Genomic DNA, 17146 nt, shown 5'->3' with positions numbered 1-17146 from the left:
ATGACTTGGCGGGAAATACGTGAAGCTATAGAGGCAAGCCGACCGCAAACATGTTGCGACCGGCTCTGTTTTAAGTGTGATGATTATTCGGCAAACGCGCTTGCTGCGCTGGCCTGTGTTTCATCCAGAATGACATCCACTTTGGATGGATCATCCATGAAGCGAGCGAACATGGACAGGCCAACTTCCGCCACTGGCGGAGGCGTGGACAGGTCGTAGTTGAACGCGAAGGTCTGCGCAGCGTCGATGGTGTCGAGCGCTTTGAGCATCACGGCGTTGTAGTTGGACTTTGCAACATTCACGTTGGCAGACAGAGCGCCCTGAATGTTGGCCCACTTGGCCTGTGCTTCCGGATCTGACACCAGATACTCAAGCAGCTGCTCAGCCCCTTCCGGGTTCTTCGCATTTGCAGAGATTACCAGACCATCAACCGGACCAACAACCGCGTTTGGAACACCAGCTGTCACTTCCGGGAATGGGTAGAAGTCATAGTCTTCACCCGGTTTCAGGCCGATGGAGTTCCAGTATCCGGTGATCCATGTGCCCATCAGGGTCATGGCCGCATCACCACGGGCAACCTTGTCAGAAGCATCAGTCCAGCTGTCTGCATTTGCATTTTCAACAAAGTAGCCTTTGTCGACCATGCTCTTCCAGAGACCCATCGCCTTTTTCACTTCAGGATCGGCATAAGAGGCTGTGCCGTTCATCAGTTTTGCGCGGTAGTCAGGGCCCGCGGTGCGAAGGATCAGATAGTCAAACCAGAACTGGGCAGGCCAGCGGTTCTTGGAACCAAGCGCGATAGGGGTCACGCCGTTTGCCTTCAGCTTTTCACAGGCTGCGAGGAACTCGTCCCATGTCTTTGGGGCTTCCGTGATGCCAGCCTTTTCCATAACAGCTTTGTTAAAGAACAGGCCGGAGTAGTGGTAACCGAATGGCACCAGATAACGCTCGCCGTCATACTTGGTTGCACCGTCCGCAACCGATTTGGCGACAACGTTGTCCAGACCAGCCTTGTCCCACATGCCGTCGATTGGACGCAGGTCGCCTGCATCAATGACGAACTGTGTCCGTGCACCGGCCCAGTAAGAGAACACGTCTGGCAGGGCGTTGCCCGCTGCACGCACTAAAATACCGGTCTTGAAATCTTCATGACCGATTGGGCTGTCTTTAACAGTGATACCGGATTTGGCTTTAAAGCCTTTCAGAATGTCCTTCAGGCCTTTCTGGCCCAGCTCACCGGTAAAGTAGTGAGAAATGGTGACTTCGTCCGCTGCAAATGATGGAACCATGGATGCTGTCGCCATGACGGGCGCAAGCACCGCAGCAAGCAAAAGTTGCCTTCTGCGCTTATTCATATTTCAATCCCCTCCCAAGAGTTTGCATATGTTTTACAAATTCATTTCGTCAATAAGTTGCCTTATGTGCAACAAAACTGAATATACGCCCCATTTCGCCGTGCATTTCGGTAAATGTCAAGCCTATTTTGTACAAAAATACGTATACCGCCTCTTGCACTCCTGTAAAACCTGTGTCAATTCTGAGTCCAGACGCTGGATTTTTGTTGCCCTATGTTTAACTTCGTGTAATTAGTTGTCCATATTTCAACTTTTTCCAGTGTGTGAATGGAGATTGACGTTGCGCCTTTTACAATCGCTATCCCGTGGACTTCAGACGCTCGATTATCTTGCCCAGCAGGCCAAACCGCTGCGGCTTACGGATATCGCGAGTTACCTTGGTGTCGACAAGTCCAATGCGACGCATATTCTGCGTACTTTGGTTGCATGCGGTTACGCCACGCAAGGGACTGACAGGCGTTACGCGGCAAGCGAGAAAATGACAGGTTCTCAAGGATCTGGGCCGACGGCTGAAGCCATTGTTGCCGTTCGCCAGCAGTGGCAGCCTATCCTGAAGCAGCTCACCCGCGAGACGGGCGAATGCTCTCACATGGCTGTGCTGGCGAGTTCACAGGTCTGGTATGTGGATAAAATCGATTCTGAGCTTCCGCTCAAGGTCGATCATCCCATCGGGTCGCTAGGGCCGTTGCACTGCACCGCTCTTGGCAAGGCCTTTCTGGCGTTTGGTGATGCACAGGCAGAGCAGGAGCTGAAGCAATTCACCCCTGTGACCCTGACGGACCACACCGCCCTTGCAGCAGAAATCTCCAAAAGCAGAGATCGCGGCTACGCGATTGACGACGAAGAATTTACCTCCGGCATCCGCTGCGTGGCGGGACCGGTTTTTGATGAGCATGGGGTGATGATCGCCGCAATCGGCGTTTCAGGACCGACAGTTCGAATTGATGACAAGCGCTTTGAGGAGCTTGGCGCGCTTGTTCAGAAAATGTGTTTTATGAGGGAGTAAAGGATGGGGAACCAGCCGGTTCGCGTTGCCATTCTGGGCACAGGTCGTATTTCGGATTTGCATGCCATTGAGTATAAGCAGAACCCGAAGGGCAAGATTGTTGCCTTGTGTGATCAAAACGTAAAGCAGGCCCAGTCTCAGGCAGAGGCATGGGGCGTTGATGACCCGATCATCAGCGATGATTACAGAGAGATTCTGGCCCGTCCGGATATCGATCTGGTAGAAATTCTGCTGCCGCACCACTTGCACCTGCAAGCCGCACTGGATGCCATCACAGCTGGCAAGATGGTTTCGCTTCAAAAGCCCATGTGTATGAACATGGAAGAGGCTGACATCCTTGTTGAAGCTGCAGAAAGCTATGACCGCCCTTTCAAGATCTTCGAAAACTTCATCTTCCATTCCCCTGTGCTGAAAGCCAAAGAGCTGGTGGATGCAGGCGCGATTGGAGACCCGATTTCCATCCGCATCAAATCCAACCCGGGCAAGAGTAAAACCGCCTGGAAAGTGCCTGCCGCGGCCAACGCATGGCGGCAAATGAAAGACATGGCAGGCGGTGGCCCGCTGGTGTTTGACGACGGGCACCACAAATTCGCGCTCGCCTGGCACTTTATGGGTATGCCGTCTGACGTGCACGCCTTTATCGGTCAGACCGAAGTGTTCAAAGGCATCTATCTGGATGCCCCGTCCATGGTGTCCTTCCGTTTCCCCGGCAACAAGATCGGCAATCTGGAGGTGGTTTACTCTCCGGAGCTGGAAATCGCGACCAAACACTACGCGCAGGATGATCGGGTCGAAATTACCGGAACGCAAGGCGTCCTCTGGATCAACTGCGGCCACGGCTCCATTGGCAACCCTGCACCACTGATTCATTACCGCGAAGGCAAAGTCACCGAGTACCGCGATATCTATGCGGGCTGGGAGCAAAGCTTCGTCAACTCCACACGCCACTACCTTGATGCAATCACAGAAGGTGGTGACCCGATCCTGACAGCACGGCAAGGCCGTGATGTTCTCAAGTTTGCGCTGGCGGCAGAAGACTCTGCACGTACTGGCCAGACGATCAGCTTCTAAGCGGCGAGGTACAGAGATGTCTTTATCTGTTCCAGGCAGCATGCAAGAGCGCGCCCACTGGCTTCAAGCCCAGGGCGGACTTGAAGCTGCCATCGCTGAGGGCCATTTCGCTGAGCAAGTGACCATGACACTGTCTGAGGCTCTGGTTCTGGGCCTGATGCGTCAGGGCGTCACCAAGTATCTGGCAATCTTCGGCCACGGTTCTACCGAACTGGGCGAAGTGCTGCGCGTCTATGAAGATGCTGGCCTTGTGCGCACCTGGCAGTTCCGCAATGAGGTGGAAATGGCCCATGCAGGCACAGCCCTGCGCTGGGTGTATGGCGAAGTGTGTGCTGTGGTGACCTCCATCGGTCCTGGTGCATTGCAAGCCATGGCAGGCTCTTTAGCAGCAGCCTCCAACGGCATTGGCCTCTATCACATCTATGGTGATGAGACGACCTATGGCGAAGGCTACAACATGCAGCAGGTGCCAAAACCGCAGCAGGGCCTCTTCCAGCAAATCACCTCGGCCATGTCTCAGGCCTACACACTGCACACGCCAGAAGCGCTGCGCAATGCTCTGCGCATGGGTGCCAGCTGCGTCTATCATCCGTTCAAGGCAGCCCCGTTCTACCTGAACCTGCCACTCAACACCCAACCACAGAAACTGGATATCCGGTTGGACAGTCTGCCGACTGTTCCAACCTACGAGCCAACCATTCCAGCCGTAGACCACAACTTGCTGGAAACGGTGGAGCTTCTAAAGTCCACGAGCAAGATCGCCATCAAAGCGGGCGGCGGCTCCCGTCCGTTCGCTGAGGAACTTCGCGCCCTTGCCGAAGCCTCTGGTGCAGTGGTGGTGGAATCTCCGGGCTCTCTGGGCATCCTGCCGGATGCACATCCGCAGAACATGCATGTGGGTGGCTCGAAAGGGTCCATCAGCGGCAATCACGCCATGCAGGAAGCAGAGCTTCTTGTTGCCATAGGCTCGCGCGCTGTGTGCCAGAGTGACTGCTCCGGTATGGGCTGGCCAAAGGCGAAACACGTCATCAACATCAACGCCGATCCGATGGATGTGCAGCACTACGCCCAAACCACGGCATTGAACGGAGACATTGGTGAGGTGGTGAAACTGCTGCTTGCTGAGCTCGCAAAAGGTGGTGTCGCCAATAAAGCTGACTGGCTGAAAGACTGTGCTGCAAAGAAAAGCGAATGGACTGCCTTCAAGGCAGATCGCTATGCAGCAGGGCGGGTGAGTGACCTCATGTGGGGGCAAGGGGTCCTCACCCAGCCTCAAGCCATCAAAGCCGCTTCTGATTTTTGCAAAAAACACGGCGCCCTCAAGCTTTTTGACGCGGGCGACGTGCAGGCCAATGGCTTTCAGGTGGTGGAAGATGACCGTGTCGGCGAAACCATCACCGAGACCGGCGCTTCCTACATGGGCTTTGCAGTCTCCGCTCTCATCGCAGGCGGCGTGGCGGACGAGGGAAAATACTCTGTCGCATTTACCGGAGACGGCTCCTTCATGATGAACCCTCAAGTGCTGATCGACGGTGTGGAGCATGGTGTTCACGGCACGGTTTTAATCTTCGACAACCGCCGCATGGCTGCCATTAGCCACCTTCAACTTGCTCAGTACGGCAAGGATTACCGCACCAATGACGGTGTGGCTGTCGATTACATTGCCATGGCGAATGCGGTGGATGGCGTGCTTGCGCTTTCTGGCGGAAACAGCGCGGAAGATTTGAGTGACGCACTGGAAAAAGCCAGAGCACACACAGGTCTCAGCGTGGTGCATGTGCCGGTTTATTACGGAGAAGATCCGGCGGGTGGCATGGGCGCTTATGGCAATTGGAACGTTGGCAACTGGTGCGATGACGTTCAGGACAAATATTTGGAAATGAGCATTTAATCATGACAGATGCGAAACTTCTTATCGGCGGAGAGTGGGCGCCAGCCAGCAACGGCGAAACCCGCGATGTACATAGCCCGGTCACTGGCAAAGTGATCGGCACCATTGCCGCTGCAAGTGCAGACGACATTGCCAGCGCTTTGAAACTGGCAAAGGACACCTTCCCGAAATGGGCTGCGGTTCCGGCATGGGAGCGCGCCAAGGTGCTGCGCAAGGCCGCTGATCTGATCCGCGAACGGACGCAGGACATTGCCCATGTAATGTCCCTTGAAACCGGCAAACCACTGGCCGAGGCCATTGGAGAGACCGGAGCAGCAGCTGACCAGTTTGAATGGCAGGCAGAAGAAGCCAAGCGCATCTACGGTCAGACTATTCCGGGCCGCAATGCTGATGAACGCCTGACTGTAAATTACCAGCCAGTCGGCCCATCTCTGGCACTGTCCGCCTGGAACTTCCCAGCCTTGCTGCCCGCTCGCAAAATCGCGGCAGCATTGGCAGCTGGATGTTCTGTCATTGCTCGTCCTGCTTCTGAAGCGGCTGGACCATGCTTTGCCATTGGGCAGGCCCTGATGGACGCTGGCCTGATGCCGGGGGCTCTGGCTATTCTGACTGGCGACAGTCGGACGCTGGCTCCAGCGCTGATCAATGCGCCTGAAATCCGCAAGGTGTCGCTGACCGGCTCAGTACCCGTAGGCAAAGACGTCATGCGGCAGTGCGCGGATGGCATGAAGAAAGTCACCATGGAGCTGGGTGGTCATGCCCCTGTGGTCATCCATAAGGATTTTGACCCGATTGCAGCAGCCCAGAAACTGGCAGCCACCAAGTTCCGCAATTGCGGTCAGGTTTGCATATCTCCAAGCCGCTTTTACGTGCACTCTTCCATCGCGAAGGAGTTCGCCGAAGAGTTCGCCCGCTATGCAAAGTCTCTCGTGGTTGGTGACGGATTGGAAGACGGTGTCAACACCGGTCCACTTATCCGCCAGCGCGCGGTAGACCATGCATTGCGCCTGACAGAGAATGCCATCGCGAAAGGTGCGGACCTGCTGGCAGGTGGGAAGCAGCCGGAAAACCTGCCCGATGGTAGCTTTCTTGAGCCGACGGTTCTGATGAACGTGCCGGACGATGCCGCGATCATGATTGAGGAGCCTTTCGCTCCGGTCGCCCCGATCTCCACCTTTGATGATGTGGAAGACGTGATTGAACGAGCCAACAACACGCCGTTTGGTCTGGCAGCCTACGTGTTTTCTTACGACAGCGCATTGGCACTCAAAACCGCTGAACGACTGGAAGCAGGCATGGTTGGCATCAACGAGACGCTCCTTGCAACCGCAGAAGCACCGTTTGGCGGCAACAAGGAAAGTGGCTTTGGTCGTGAGGGTGGCTCGCTCGGCATCATGGATTACCTCGTTCCGAAATATACCCGCCACCTGTTAATCTCCCGAGAGATCCGATGAGCAAAAAAGTACAGGGGCTGGAAAACGGCCTGACAAACTATGGCGACAAGGGCTTTGCCCGCTACTTACGCCGTTCCTTCGCCAAATCCATGGGCTACACGGATGCAAGTCTGGACAAGCCAATCGTCGGCATCTGTTACACCGAGAGCGGGTTCAACAACTGCCATAGACATTTCCCCGAGATGCTGGAAGCCATCAAACGCGGTGTACTCGCCTCTGGTGCACTGCCGGTGCCGTTCCCGATCATGTCTCTGGGTGAGGTGTTCCTGAGTCCAACCTCCATGGTCTATCGCAACCTGATGGCCATGGCCGTGGAAGAGATGATTACCGCACAGCCGATGGACTCCGTTGTGTTGATGGGGGGCTGTGACAAAACCGTTCCGGCACTGTTGATGGGGGCAGCTTCCGCTGGCAAACCAGCCACCATGGTTGTGGCTGGCCCGATGATGACAGGGCGCCACAAAGGCGAGCGCCTCGGCGCTTGCACCGACTGCCGCCGTTTTTGGGCGCAATACCGCGCAGGCACGGTGGATGAGCCCGAGATCAACCAGATTGAAGGCCGATTGGCGACCACCGCCGGCACCTGCGCTGTGATGGGTACCGCCAGCTCCATGGCCGTGATTGCCGAAACTCTTGGCATGATCCTGCCGGGTTCAGCTGGCATCCCGGCAGTGCACGCTGACCGTCTGCGTAATTCAGAGGAAACTGGTGTTGTCGCCGCCAAAATGGCTCTTTCAGAAAACGCTCTGACACCAGACAAAATCATGACGCGTGAAGCGGTCGAGAACGCTCTGCGCGTATTACTCGCCGTTTCTGGTTCCACCAACGCAATCATCCACCTGACGGCAGTTGCCGGACGTCTTGGCATCGACATTTCACTGGACCGCATGAACCAGCTTTCTGATGAGACACCCGTGGTAGTGGACCTGAAGCCGGTTGGTCAGGGGTATATGGAAGATTTCCATTCCGCTGGCGGTCTGGATGGTGTTCTGGACGCGATCAAAGACAAAGTGCATCGCAGCCCGATCAACATTGAGGGCGTAAGCCTAGGGGATCGTCTGGATGCACCAAAGGCTGATCCATTCGACCACAACGTGATCCGCAAAGCTGACAATCCCGTTGACCCGCAAGGAGGCCTGATCGCACTGAGTGGTTCACTGGCACCAGAAGGCGCAATCCTGAAACGTGCTGCCGCAACGCCTGAGCTTCTTGAGCATGAGGGCAGGGCAGTTGTGTTTACGTCTCTGGAAGATCTTGCCAATCGCATCGATGACTCTGATCTGGACATCTACGCAGATGACGTCATGGTGTTGCAAAACGCAGGCCCGCGCAGTCCATCTGGCATGCCAGAAGCAGGCTATTTGCCAATCCCGAAGAAACTGGCCCGTGCTGGTGTGAAGGATATGGTGCGTATTTCCGATGCCCGCATGAGCGGCACAGCCTTCGGCACCATCGTGCTGCATGTAACACCGGAAGCTGATCTGGGCGGACCGCTGGCACTGGTACAAAACGGCGACCGCATTCGCCTCTCTGCCAAGGCCAAAAGCATCGACCTGCTGGTTTCAGAGGAAGAGTTAGATCGTCGCCGTGCGGCTTTCACCTCACCAAACCCGGAACCAGCCCGCGGCTATAAGCAGCTTTACCACAACACGGTTTTGCCAGCGACCAAGGGATGCGATTTCGACTTTTTACAGAAGGTCTGAGCACATTTATACACGCGAGTGGGCAGGGTTTCTCTGCTCACTCCTCAGCGTTGAGTCACGCAATTTCAGCTTGTTTTGAAGCGCTGGCGATTGTGCGCAGATTACTCATTTCTGAGGAGGTTGGAGACGCACCAGAAGGCAGGCGAACTCCCGGCAAAGTGCACACGTCCAGCATCTCTTTCACCACACCTCTGAACCGGATCCACTCCACCACATCCCCTGTGGCAAGATTGATGACCTGCACTCCGCACCATGGGTCTGCATCGCGCTTCTTCAATTCCTCATCCAACGGCAGGCCTTTGAATGAACCGTCACGCGGCAGGGAGAGGCCAAGGATGGCGTGATTGTTGTGAAACGCCAGTCCACGTGCAAACCCCGGCAGGAAACAGCGCGGCTGAAACGTGCCGCTGGCAAGATCAATAGTACCAAGATAGCCCGTGCCTGAGTTAACCACCCACAGCTCACCCTTATGCCAACGCGGTGAGTGCGGCATGGAGAGTTTTTCGGTAATGACCTCATTGCTGTCAATATCGATCAGGCAGCCGCCTTCCTCCCGACGATCCCGCCACCCGTTGATCACGTCCGCCCTACTGACCATGGTCACATAAGCTGGTTTGCCATCCCTGAGTGCAATACCATTCAGATGGCATCGATCCTCAGCAGCGTGTTTGGAGATGAAATCAGGGGTCCACCAAGGGGCAAACGAGTGGATGGGATGTAAGGTTGAGAGACAGGAGTACATGGTGTTTGCAAAGACGATACTGCCATCGTCCAGGGTCACGATGTCATGAATGTCCAGATCACCCGTCGTGTGCGCTACACGAGGCACATAATACTTATCCGCGTCTCCCACACGCTGGTCTTGTTCCAGAATATTCTCAAACCGGATCACCTGGTTGGCTGTACCGAGGATCAACCGTTGCGGTTCTGCCCAAAGGCCCATCGCACGCCCCGTGCCGATGGCATGAAAATGAATACCACCACTGGGTTTGACACCCACCAGAAATAACTGCCCTGTTTGATAGGAGGAAATGGCAAGCGAGACCTGATTGGTGCTGAGCCAGATCGCCATGCTACGAGAGCACGAGATATCGTTAGGCTCCAACCGTGCCACTGGCTCCGCATTTTGCGCGGGGTTGTGTGTTGAACCAGCCATCTCGTCCCCTTTTAGATTACGCTTGTAACAATCTGGGACTATAGGCCCATCCCGCAGGAGGGGCCTCAGCGAGTTATGAGGGCTCGATATCTACGAGGCTTAGAATTTGATCGTAAAATCTAACTCGATGACATGAATGGTCGCGTTGTCACCAAATTGGCCATTGTATTCTGCGTTTACAAAAAGGTTGTCTGCAGCGCGGGCATCAAGCCCAACTTCCAGCTCAAATGCATCTTGAGAAATCGGCGCCCCATCCACCCCAAAGGCAGTGCTGCCCGCAAAGGCCAGCAAGGCCGAAGGATCAACATCTCCATAGGCGTGACGCCAGCTAAGGGCTGCATTGACGTTGAACAAGTCATAGACGTTATAAGCACCCCGCACACCCAGATTGGTGAAGGTGCTATCAAAACTGCCACCTTGTTTCGTCAAGGCCGCTGTTCCGCCATTCTCCGCAAAGCCATCTGTGTGTACGTCGATATAGGAAACACCAAGGAAAGGCTCAAACGCGAACGCCTCCATAACAGGAAACTCATAGTTGGCTTCGGCATAAAACTGCCAGCCGCGGCCTTTATAACTGCTGTGCTCACGCTCGTTGATGGTCGAGAAGTCCACCGTTCGCGACCCTTCAAGGAAGTGCCAGTTGTAAATACCCGCCAGAACAAAGCCGATATCTTTGGCCACCGTCTCTCCATAGATGCCGATGGACCATGTTGTCGCGGAGCCGCTGGAGGAGCGAGCATCCTGTTTCACATTGGTGCGGCCATAACCACCCAGAACACCCGCAAGCGTTTCCTCGGCAAATTCCCGGTCATACCCAAAGAGCAAACCGCCCAGACTGTTATCCAATGACGCGGTATCACTGGTTCCAAACGTGTTGGACCATGCCCCGTAACCAATGCCCCAGAAGTCGTTTCGGCGATCTTTTTCCGGCTCTGTGGGATCTTCCGGAGCAAGCGCCGCTGTCACGGAACCAAGTGAGGCGTCTGCATTGCGGATACGGTTGTTGATCAAGGCCATCCGGCGATAATTGTTCTCAACCAATGCTCCCTGAATGGAGGCATAGATTTCACCGGAAAGATCATCATAAGCCGCCCGCGCTTCAGCTCCATTGGAAAGAGCAAGCACTGCTTGAGGCAAGGGCGCAGAAAGTGGCAAGCTGTCCAAGCCAACACACGCTGCCGAGCGTTGGTTTTCCGTATCTGCCAAACCGCAGAAGTTGCTGGCAAGTTCTGCCGCGCTGAGTGTGACCGTGGTTGCACCGTAGTTCAACGTCCAGTCAATGAACAAGGTATCTTCCACACTGTCAAACGTTCCGGTGATACCGCCAGCCGCATCAACAATGGTAAAGGTACCAACAGGTGCAAACGTTGCTCCGCTGGTTCGCACTACACCGCCATTCAACGTGCCATCACCGGAAACATCCAATGTATCGCTTGCAGTCATTCCCGCATTGAACGTGACGATATAGGTCCCATTGGCATCATTTTGGAAGTCACCTGTGATATCTGTTTCCTGAACAACATCATCTCCCCCTGGAGAGAGAATACCGGCGTTGGTGAGTAAATTACCTGCACCCAGAATGACCTCATCCCCTGAGTTAAACCTTGCTCCACTCAGGTTGTTGAACGCGTTGGTGCCCGCATCTAAGTCGATGCCATTGGTTGACGTGAGCGTGCCTGAGTTGTTGATCGTGTCATCCCCAGTCCCGCCTTTAATGTCGTCAACAACACCTGAAATTGCGTTGGTACCAGTCAGGGTAAACGTCGTGTCACCGACTGTTTGAATGTTAATGCCAAACGATTGTGCATTGATGGTGCTATCTGTCAGATTGACCTGAAAACTATTCGCTGGATTATTTCCGTCGGCAACCAATATCCCATCCGAGTTTGTACCATTGGCATTGATCGTTCCGCTGTGTGTTACAGTCGCGGTGTTCTCGGAGTACACTATGATACCATGCGCGGCGTTACCACCTGTGGTGATGGTACCATTTTGGTCGATCGCAACAGCTCCAACGCCACGAGCACGAGCAAAAATACCATGCGAGCCGATACCGGATGTGGTCAACGTTCCAACATGCGTGATGCCAACATCTCCCGTCCCATCAGATCGTGCAAACAAGGCTGTACTTGATCCGTCCGTTGTGTCGACATTACCGGTTTGCGTGATGGTTATGGCACCTGTACTGCCACCTTGCGTGGTCGCATAGATCCCTTGAGCATAGTAATTGCCAGTATTGGTGATATCACCGGTATGGGTGATCGTGATCTCTTCAGACAAAACGACTTCAATGCCTCGGCTGTAATAGCCATCCGTCGTAATATCACCGGTATGTGTGATTGTTACTACATCAGCGTTCCTCACATCAACACCAGAGGCGTATTGGCTTATTGTCTGAATACCACCATTGTGCGTGATGGAGACATCACCAGCCACAGGCTCTACCTCAATCGCGTTCCGGCCATCTGTCGAGATGACAAAATCACCTGTATCACTGTTGATCGTGATATCGCCGTTGGATTCAAACAGAATACCTGGAAGAAAAAAGGAGGGTGTGATGTTTGTCGTTACGTTTTCGATGATCAGATTAGTGTAAGTTCCGCCCGCTCCCCCATCGATATCAACCCCAACCGACAAGTCGCCCGAACAGGTTACTGTTGATCCGCTGATGGAACATTGGGGTTGGGGTGACACAGATTGCGCGCGCACTGGCATGATTGCCACGCTCGGCAGCACAATGATGGCCGTAGATAGAAGAAGAGACTGATAGAGACCGCCGGTGTTCAACATCCGTGCAGGTCTGAAAGATGTGACGACGCCGCTCATTTAAACCCTCAGACTACAAAAACTAAGGCACTTAAATCTCTCGAGATACGCCGAGTACTGGTCTCTTTCGTCTGGCAGTGTGCAACTATGCCAAACAGATACACGTCAACAGGTTCACCTGAACTGCGAGTGGATGCCTTATAAGCGCAGACAAGCGATTTCGTTAACAAAGAGTTAAGAGGGGACAGTAGCGAGGCACACTCTTGTCACAAGCTTTGAAAAGTGGGGGCACTGGTTCAGCTGGATTCAACTGACGAGGGACATAAGAGATTCTTAGCGGAGTCAAGCTGTAGAACTTACCCCTTCATGCATGCGCTGAGCATATTGAGAACGCTCCTGAGACACTATCGCGTCAGTTCAATACATGTTTTGCAGGCAATCAATGCTTCGTAACTCACTGTAGAACCGCAGTTTTTAGAGTCATCAGTGGAAAGCTATCTAAACTCACATCACATATCAGTGAAGGTGCCTAATCAAAACAATCGATAAGGCATTCATTAACTCTTGCTCAGCTAGGGGATCTCCCTTGTATTTGCTTAGGGGAGAGCATCATGTCATTTCTAGGAAGAGTTGCAGGCTATGTGTCTGCTGCCGTTGTGTTGGGGCTGACCTCATCTCCCTTGAGTGCTGCAGACATCAATTCGCTGAAAGAGCAATATCGCCGACCGTTGGAAATTCCATTTCCAGAGAACGCCCCGTATTCTCCGCAGATGGCAACGCTTGGGAAGATGCTGTTCTTCGATCCTCGCTTGTCTGGTAATAAAAACATCAACTGCGTCAGCTGCCACAACCCGTCCTTCGGTTACGAAGTGCCTGTTCCGACCGCCGTTGGTTCCGCCAACACTCATCTTGGCCGTCAGGCTCCAACAGTCCTCAACGCCGCCTGGGTTGCTCCGATGTTTTGGGATGGCCGCGCCGAAACGTTGGAAGAGCAAGCTGCCGGACCAATCACCAATCCGGAAGAGATGGACGGCAAGTTTGACACCATCGTTGAGATTCTTGACGAGATTCCCGGTTACAACAAGTGGTTTGGTCTCGTCTTCCCACAGGACGGCATCACACGTGACACTGTGCTGACCGCAATCGCCACCTATGAACGCACGGTTGTTTCCGGCTGGTCTCCGTTTGACCGTTGGGTTGAAGGTGAGGAAAATGCTATTTCTTCCTCCGCCAAACGCGGGTTTGAGCTGTTTAACGGCAAAGGCGACTGTGCGGTCTGCCATACGGGTTGGAACTTTACGGACAACAAGTTCCACGACATTGGCACGCCGACAGAAGACATTGGCCGCGGGCTTTATGAGGAAGACAACCCCAAAGCCCAATTCGCTTTCAAAACCCCAGGCCTACGCAACCTGACGTACCGCGCCCCATTCACCCACAATGGCAGTATTCCTGATCTGGAAACCATGATCGCCCATTACAATGCTGGCGGCATCGAGCGTCCATCCAGGTCCGAGCATGTGCGCCCGCTTGATCTGTCTGAACGGGAAGTTCAGGACCTCAAGGCATTCCTTGTTTCGCTGACCGCCGAGCGTACTGAAACGCCAATGCCAACACTGCCAAACTAAGGGCCGGATCCATGACTATTCGCAGTAAAATCTTCATTCCGATCCTTAGCCTCATTGTCGTCGCTATGGCACTGATGGCATTCCTTGTCTGGCAGGCAGCTGAAGGCCGTGAAAACCTTGGCCGTGTGACGCTAAAAGCGCTGGAAGCACAGCGCCTTTCCTTCACCATTGTCAACGATTTTGAGCACGCCAAAGAGGTCGTCGATACAGCACTCGCCATGACCACGTTCATTGAGCCCGAAGAGTTTCGCCGTGAGTTTAAAGACATCAACGCATCTCTGGGCATGGATATTGAGGAGACGCTAGAGGTCGCGCTCAATGACGAAATGCGGCAGGCCGTTCTCTCAGCACAGACCAGCTTTAAAAACTGGAGTAAAGATGCGGCTATCCTGCTGGGTATTACACCATCCCGCATGATCCCAACCAAAGAGAAGATCGAGCGCCACAATCAGGCTCTTCGGGCTTCCATCAACGCGATTGTATCATCCACCGTTACCGCCAGTCAGTCAGCACTTGCACAGGCCAATGCGGATGCACGGCGGCTGAACATCATTTCTTTCAGCCTTGCATTGATCGCAGGTCTTGGCGGACTTGGTTTTGCTCTCTGGCTGGCTAACAGCCTCAGCAAACCAATCGTTTCGCTCACTTCTAAAATGGATGAGCTTGCCTCTGGTGCTGTTGATGTGAACCTCAATCTGGCTGCCCGCAAAGACGAAATCGGCAAGATGCAGGATGCGGTCATGGTGTTCCGCGAAAACGCCATCGCCCGCCGCGAGTTGGAAGAACGTGCAAAGACCGAACGCTCCCGTGAGCAATCTCGCCAACAGCAAAAAGAAGAGGTTGTCGAGCAGTTCCGCGTGGTTTTGGAACGCAATGTATCCATGCTTTCTAACCAGTCTATGGAAATGCGCAGTTCCTCTGAGCGCTTGTTCGATGTGGCCAATCAGGCAACCCAGCAGGCCAACAGCGCAGGCGAAGCCTCTGCCAGCGCGTCACAAAACGTGGAGACCGTTGCAGCGGCAGCGGAGGAGCTGTCTGTTTCTATCCAAAAGATCTCCAGCCAATCCACACGCGCCAATACACTGGTGACGTCTACCTCTGAAATCGCCCAGACCACGGACAATGAAGTCATTGCCCTTGCCAAGTCCGCTGAGCAAATTGGCACCGTTCTCAACCTAATCCGCGACATCGCCGAGCAAACCAACTTGCTGGCGCTCAACGCAACCATTGAGGCTGCACGGGCAGGGGACGCGGGCAAAGGCTTTGCTGTGGTGGCAACAGAGGTGAAAACCCTGGCAAGCCAGACAGCGCACGCCACCGAGGAGATCTCAGCGCAGATCAACGACATTCAGAGTTCAACCCGCAGCACTGTGGAAGCCATTGGCTCCATCACGGCGGCGGTAAAAGAGATCAGCGAGCTGACATCCTCCATCTCTGACGCCGTTGAACAACAACAAATGGCAACCGCAGAAATTGCTGAAGCTGTTCAGGCAGCCTCCGACGGAACAGCATTAGCCGCCAGCAACGTTGTCTCCGTCAGCGGTGCAATCAACGAGACAACCACAGAAGCCGGAGCCGCCAACCAGTCCTCAGCCCTGCTGGAACAAGTCACCAACGACCTCTCCGCCGAAGTAGACACCTTCCTCACCCGCATCGCAGAAGAGGACACCCCGCAGGCAGAAATAGCTTAAGTGAAACGAATAAAACCTGAACTGCAGTAACAGGCAGTTCAGGTGAAGTCGCGCTCTTCTCAGAGAAAGCGAAGACAGAAAAATCAATACGAAGTTTCGATTATTGAGTGCCACCGAGATATCTGACTGGCTACAATCTTATATTGACTGCGCAATTAGATGCCGCAAATACTGCCTAGAGTAGCTTGAACTAAAGAAAGCTACTTTGTGAAGTCTCTCCCCAACTATCTTTCAACGAGATTTTCTTGATCTTGTGTTGGGCAGTCTTTGAAGGAAGCTGGACCAAAATGATGAAGTTGCTAAGGAAACTTTTTTCATCAAAGAACAAGAACATCCAGCAAACACCCTCAGATTTGAACATAGGTGATTTAGAAGAGGTTCCCTCCAGTTTATCTGGTGAGAGAGTCGAAAAAGCTATACCTGGAACCGCCAAACTTCCACGTATAATAGATCTGATCCCACCACCAATTACTCTGCCTCAGGAGTTAAGCGGTCAACCTCTCGAAGACCAAAATGTCGAACCAAACTGGAATATCGACATTATCTCTCGCTTCAAGGCCCGCGAAGTTTTTCTCTGTAAAGCTCTACGAAGTGCTCTCGAAGAAATCCCTCCCAGCTTAGAGCTGACACCGGAGTTTTATGTCGTGACACCGAAGGGCATAACAACATACTTAAGTTCTTCAGATGCACCAACTGAGGGGCAAGAGTTGATTGCCAGCTGGTCCCCACATGAGTTCTCCGAGACAAGCCCTGAGATCGTTCTAAAAGCGCAAGAGGCACTGAGCTCATTTCTTACATCGTTACCCTTTGGCTTTTCGTCCTCAAGTCTCAGCGAAGATTATATCCTTGAAAAATTCGAACGCGTTGAGACGATCAACAATCTGGCACCAGATTGTGTAAGCATTACCGCCTACCTTGATGCAAACCAGACTTTTGATGGCAAAGAGGTATGGAACCTATTGCACACAATGGGGTTCAAATGGGGAGATATGGATTGCTTCCAGTGGGAAGACCCGACAGGACAAACTGACTATCTAATCTGGATCGAACCGAATGACGGTAAGATAGGATATGTCCTACCGGAGTTGGTCGCATCAGGTGAGCAAAACTTTATTGAAGTAACCTTTAGCATCACGCCTCCTCTGACCCCATCAGCTGTACATGTTTTTGATCAACTGATGCGAGCGGTCACAATGTTCCAAGAGAAAACGGGCTGTAACTTATCTGCACAAATTGATGATGAGTTCGCTGATAGCCCTGACGAACTAAGAGAAGCAGTCGTTGAACTTTGCGCGGAACTGGAAGAATTGAACTTGAAGACGGGATGCGACGAAATTAGCACCGTTCGATAAACTCGCTTTCGTTGGAATAATCAGATAGCTCCGGTGTTACTCGAGCATCACCAAACACACCCAAAACTCAAAT

General features: G+C 53.5%; 11 protein-coding genes. 8 read left to right on the top strand and 3 right to left on the bottom strand.

Annotated elements, in window-relative coordinates; genetic code table 11:
- Positions 1 to 83: 83 nt before the first annotated feature.
- Positions 84 to 1355: an extracellular solute-binding protein gene (locus PsAD46_RS09675; RefSeq protein ID WP_063306698.1), complete on the bottom strand. Its 1272-nt coding sequence runs from the start codon at positions 1353 to 1355 to the stop codon at positions 84 to 86.
- A 280-nt stretch (positions 1356 to 1635) separates the two neighbouring features.
- On the opposite strand from PsAD46_RS09675, the gene PsAD46_RS09670 reads away from it, so the two are divergent.
- Genes PsAD46_RS09670 through PsAD46_RS09650 form a run of 5 tightly spaced genes read left to right on the top strand, consistent with a single transcriptional unit; the run spans position 1636 to position 8480 of the window.
- Entirely contained in the window at positions 1636 to 2361 is a 726-nt protein-coding gene (locus PsAD46_RS09670) for an IclR family transcriptional regulator (protein ID WP_057462437.1), read from the top strand.
- A gap of 3 nt (positions 2362 to 2364) precedes the next feature.
- Entirely contained in the window at positions 2365 to 3432 is a 1068-nt protein-coding gene (locus PsAD46_RS09665; protein WP_063306697.1) for a Gfo/Idh/MocA family oxidoreductase, read from the top strand.
- A 16-nt stretch (positions 3433 to 3448) separates the two neighbouring features.
- Positions 3449 to 5323 (top strand): thiamine pyrophosphate-dependent enzyme, encoded by a 1875-nt coding sequence (locus tag PsAD46_RS09660; protein WP_063306696.1) that lies wholly within the window; start codon positions 3449 to 3451, stop codon positions 5321 to 5323.
- 2 nt (positions 5324 to 5325) lie between these two features.
- Complete coding sequence (locus PsAD46_RS09655) at positions 5326 to 6777, top strand: NAD-dependent succinate-semialdehyde dehydrogenase (RefSeq protein WP_063306695.1); 1452 nt, start codon at positions 5326 to 5328, stop codon at positions 6775 to 6777.
- Positions 6774 to 8480 carry a dihydroxy-acid dehydratase gene (locus tag PsAD46_RS09650; protein WP_063306694.1) on the top strand — a complete coding sequence of 569 codons (1707 nt, stop codon included), beginning with the start codon at positions 6774 to 6776 and terminating at the stop codon, positions 8478 to 8480. Before PsAD46_RS09655 ends, PsAD46_RS09650 begins: the two co-directional genes overlap by 4 nt.
- Positions 8481 to 8535: 55 nt before the next feature.
- On the opposite strand, the gene PsAD46_RS09645 is transcribed toward PsAD46_RS09650, so the two are convergent.
- Entirely contained in the window at positions 8536 to 9636 is a 1101-nt protein-coding gene (locus PsAD46_RS09645) for a TIGR03032 family protein (protein ID WP_063306693.1), read from the bottom strand.
- A 99-nt stretch (positions 9637 to 9735) separates the two neighbouring features.
- The gene (locus tag PsAD46_RS09640; RefSeq protein WP_208981754.1) at positions 9736 to 12462 is read right to left on the bottom strand and encodes an autotransporter domain-containing protein; all 2727 of its coding nucleotides are present in this window, start codon (positions 12460 to 12462) and stop codon (positions 9736 to 9738) included.
- A 551-nt stretch (positions 12463 to 13013) separates the two neighbouring features.
- Here PsAD46_RS09640 and PsAD46_RS09635 point away from each other — a divergent pair.
- The 3 genes from PsAD46_RS09635 to PsAD46_RS09625 all read left to right on the top strand — a co-directional run bounded on the left by PsAD46_RS09635 (position 13014) and on the right by PsAD46_RS09625 (position 17073).
- Positions 13014 to 14030, top strand: coding sequence for a cytochrome c peroxidase (locus tag PsAD46_RS09635; protein ID WP_063293059.1), 1017 nt, complete (start codon positions 13014 to 13016; stop codon positions 14028 to 14030).
- 11 nt (positions 14031 to 14041) lie between these two features.
- Positions 14042 to 15721: a methyl-accepting chemotaxis protein gene (locus PsAD46_RS09630; protein ID WP_063293060.1), complete on the top strand. Its 1680-nt coding sequence runs from the start codon at positions 14042 to 14044 to the stop codon at positions 15719 to 15721.
- 287 nt (positions 15722 to 16008) lie between these two features.
- Complete coding sequence (locus PsAD46_RS09625; RefSeq protein ID WP_063293061.1) at positions 16009 to 17073, top strand: cell division protein ZipA C-terminal FtsZ-binding domain-containing protein; 1065 nt, start codon at positions 16009 to 16011, stop codon at positions 17071 to 17073.
- Positions 17074 to 17146 lie beyond the last annotated feature (73 nt).

Origin of the sequence: Pseudovibrio sp. Ad46 (assembly GCF_001623065.1) — a bacterium.
GTDB lineage: Bacteria > Pseudomonadota > Alphaproteobacteria > Rhizobiales > Stappiaceae > Pseudovibrio.
The sequence above is the reverse complement of the archived record's forward strand: the minus strand, read 5'-3'. Positions and strand labels throughout refer to the sequence as shown.

Excerpts from the sequence above, each read along its gene's own strand:
- PsAD46_RS09665 (WP_063306697.1), top strand. The coding sequence starts at position 2,365 with ATGGGGAACCAGCCGGTTCGCGTTGCCATTCTGGGCACAGGTCGTATT.
- PsAD46_RS09630 (WP_063293060.1), top strand. The coding sequence starts at position 14,042 with ATGACTATTCGCAGTAAAATCTTCATTCCGATCCTTAGCCTCATTGTC.
- PsAD46_RS09660 (WP_063306696.1), top strand. The coding sequence starts at position 3,449 with ATGTCTTTATCTGTTCCAGGCAGCATGCAAGAGCGCGCCCACTGGCTT.
- PsAD46_RS09655 (WP_063306695.1), top strand. The coding sequence starts at position 5,326 with ATGACAGATGCGAAACTTCTTATCGGCGGAGAGTGGGCGCCAGCCAGC.
- PsAD46_RS09650 (WP_063306694.1), top strand. The coding sequence starts at position 6,774 with ATGAGCAAAAAAGTACAGGGGCTGGAAAACGGCCTGACAAACTATGGC.
- PsAD46_RS09625 (WP_063293061.1), top strand. The coding sequence starts at position 16,009 with ATGATGAAGTTGCTAAGGAAACTTTTTTCATCAAAGAACAAGAACATC.
- PsAD46_RS09645 (WP_063306693.1), bottom strand. The coding sequence starts at position 9,636 with ATGGCTGGTTCAACACACAACCCCGCGCAAAATGCGGAGCCAGTGGCA.
- PsAD46_RS09640 (WP_208981754.1), bottom strand. The coding sequence starts at position 12,462 with ATGAGCGGCGTCGTCACATCTTTCAGACCTGCACGGATGTTGAACACC.
- PsAD46_RS09675 (WP_063306698.1), bottom strand. The coding sequence starts at position 1,355 with ATGAATAAGCGCAGAAGGCAACTTTTGCTTGCTGCGGTGCTTGCGCCC.
- PsAD46_RS09635 (WP_063293059.1), top strand. The coding sequence starts at position 13,014 with ATGTCATTTCTAGGAAGAGTTGCAGGCTATGTGTCTGCTGCCGTTGTG.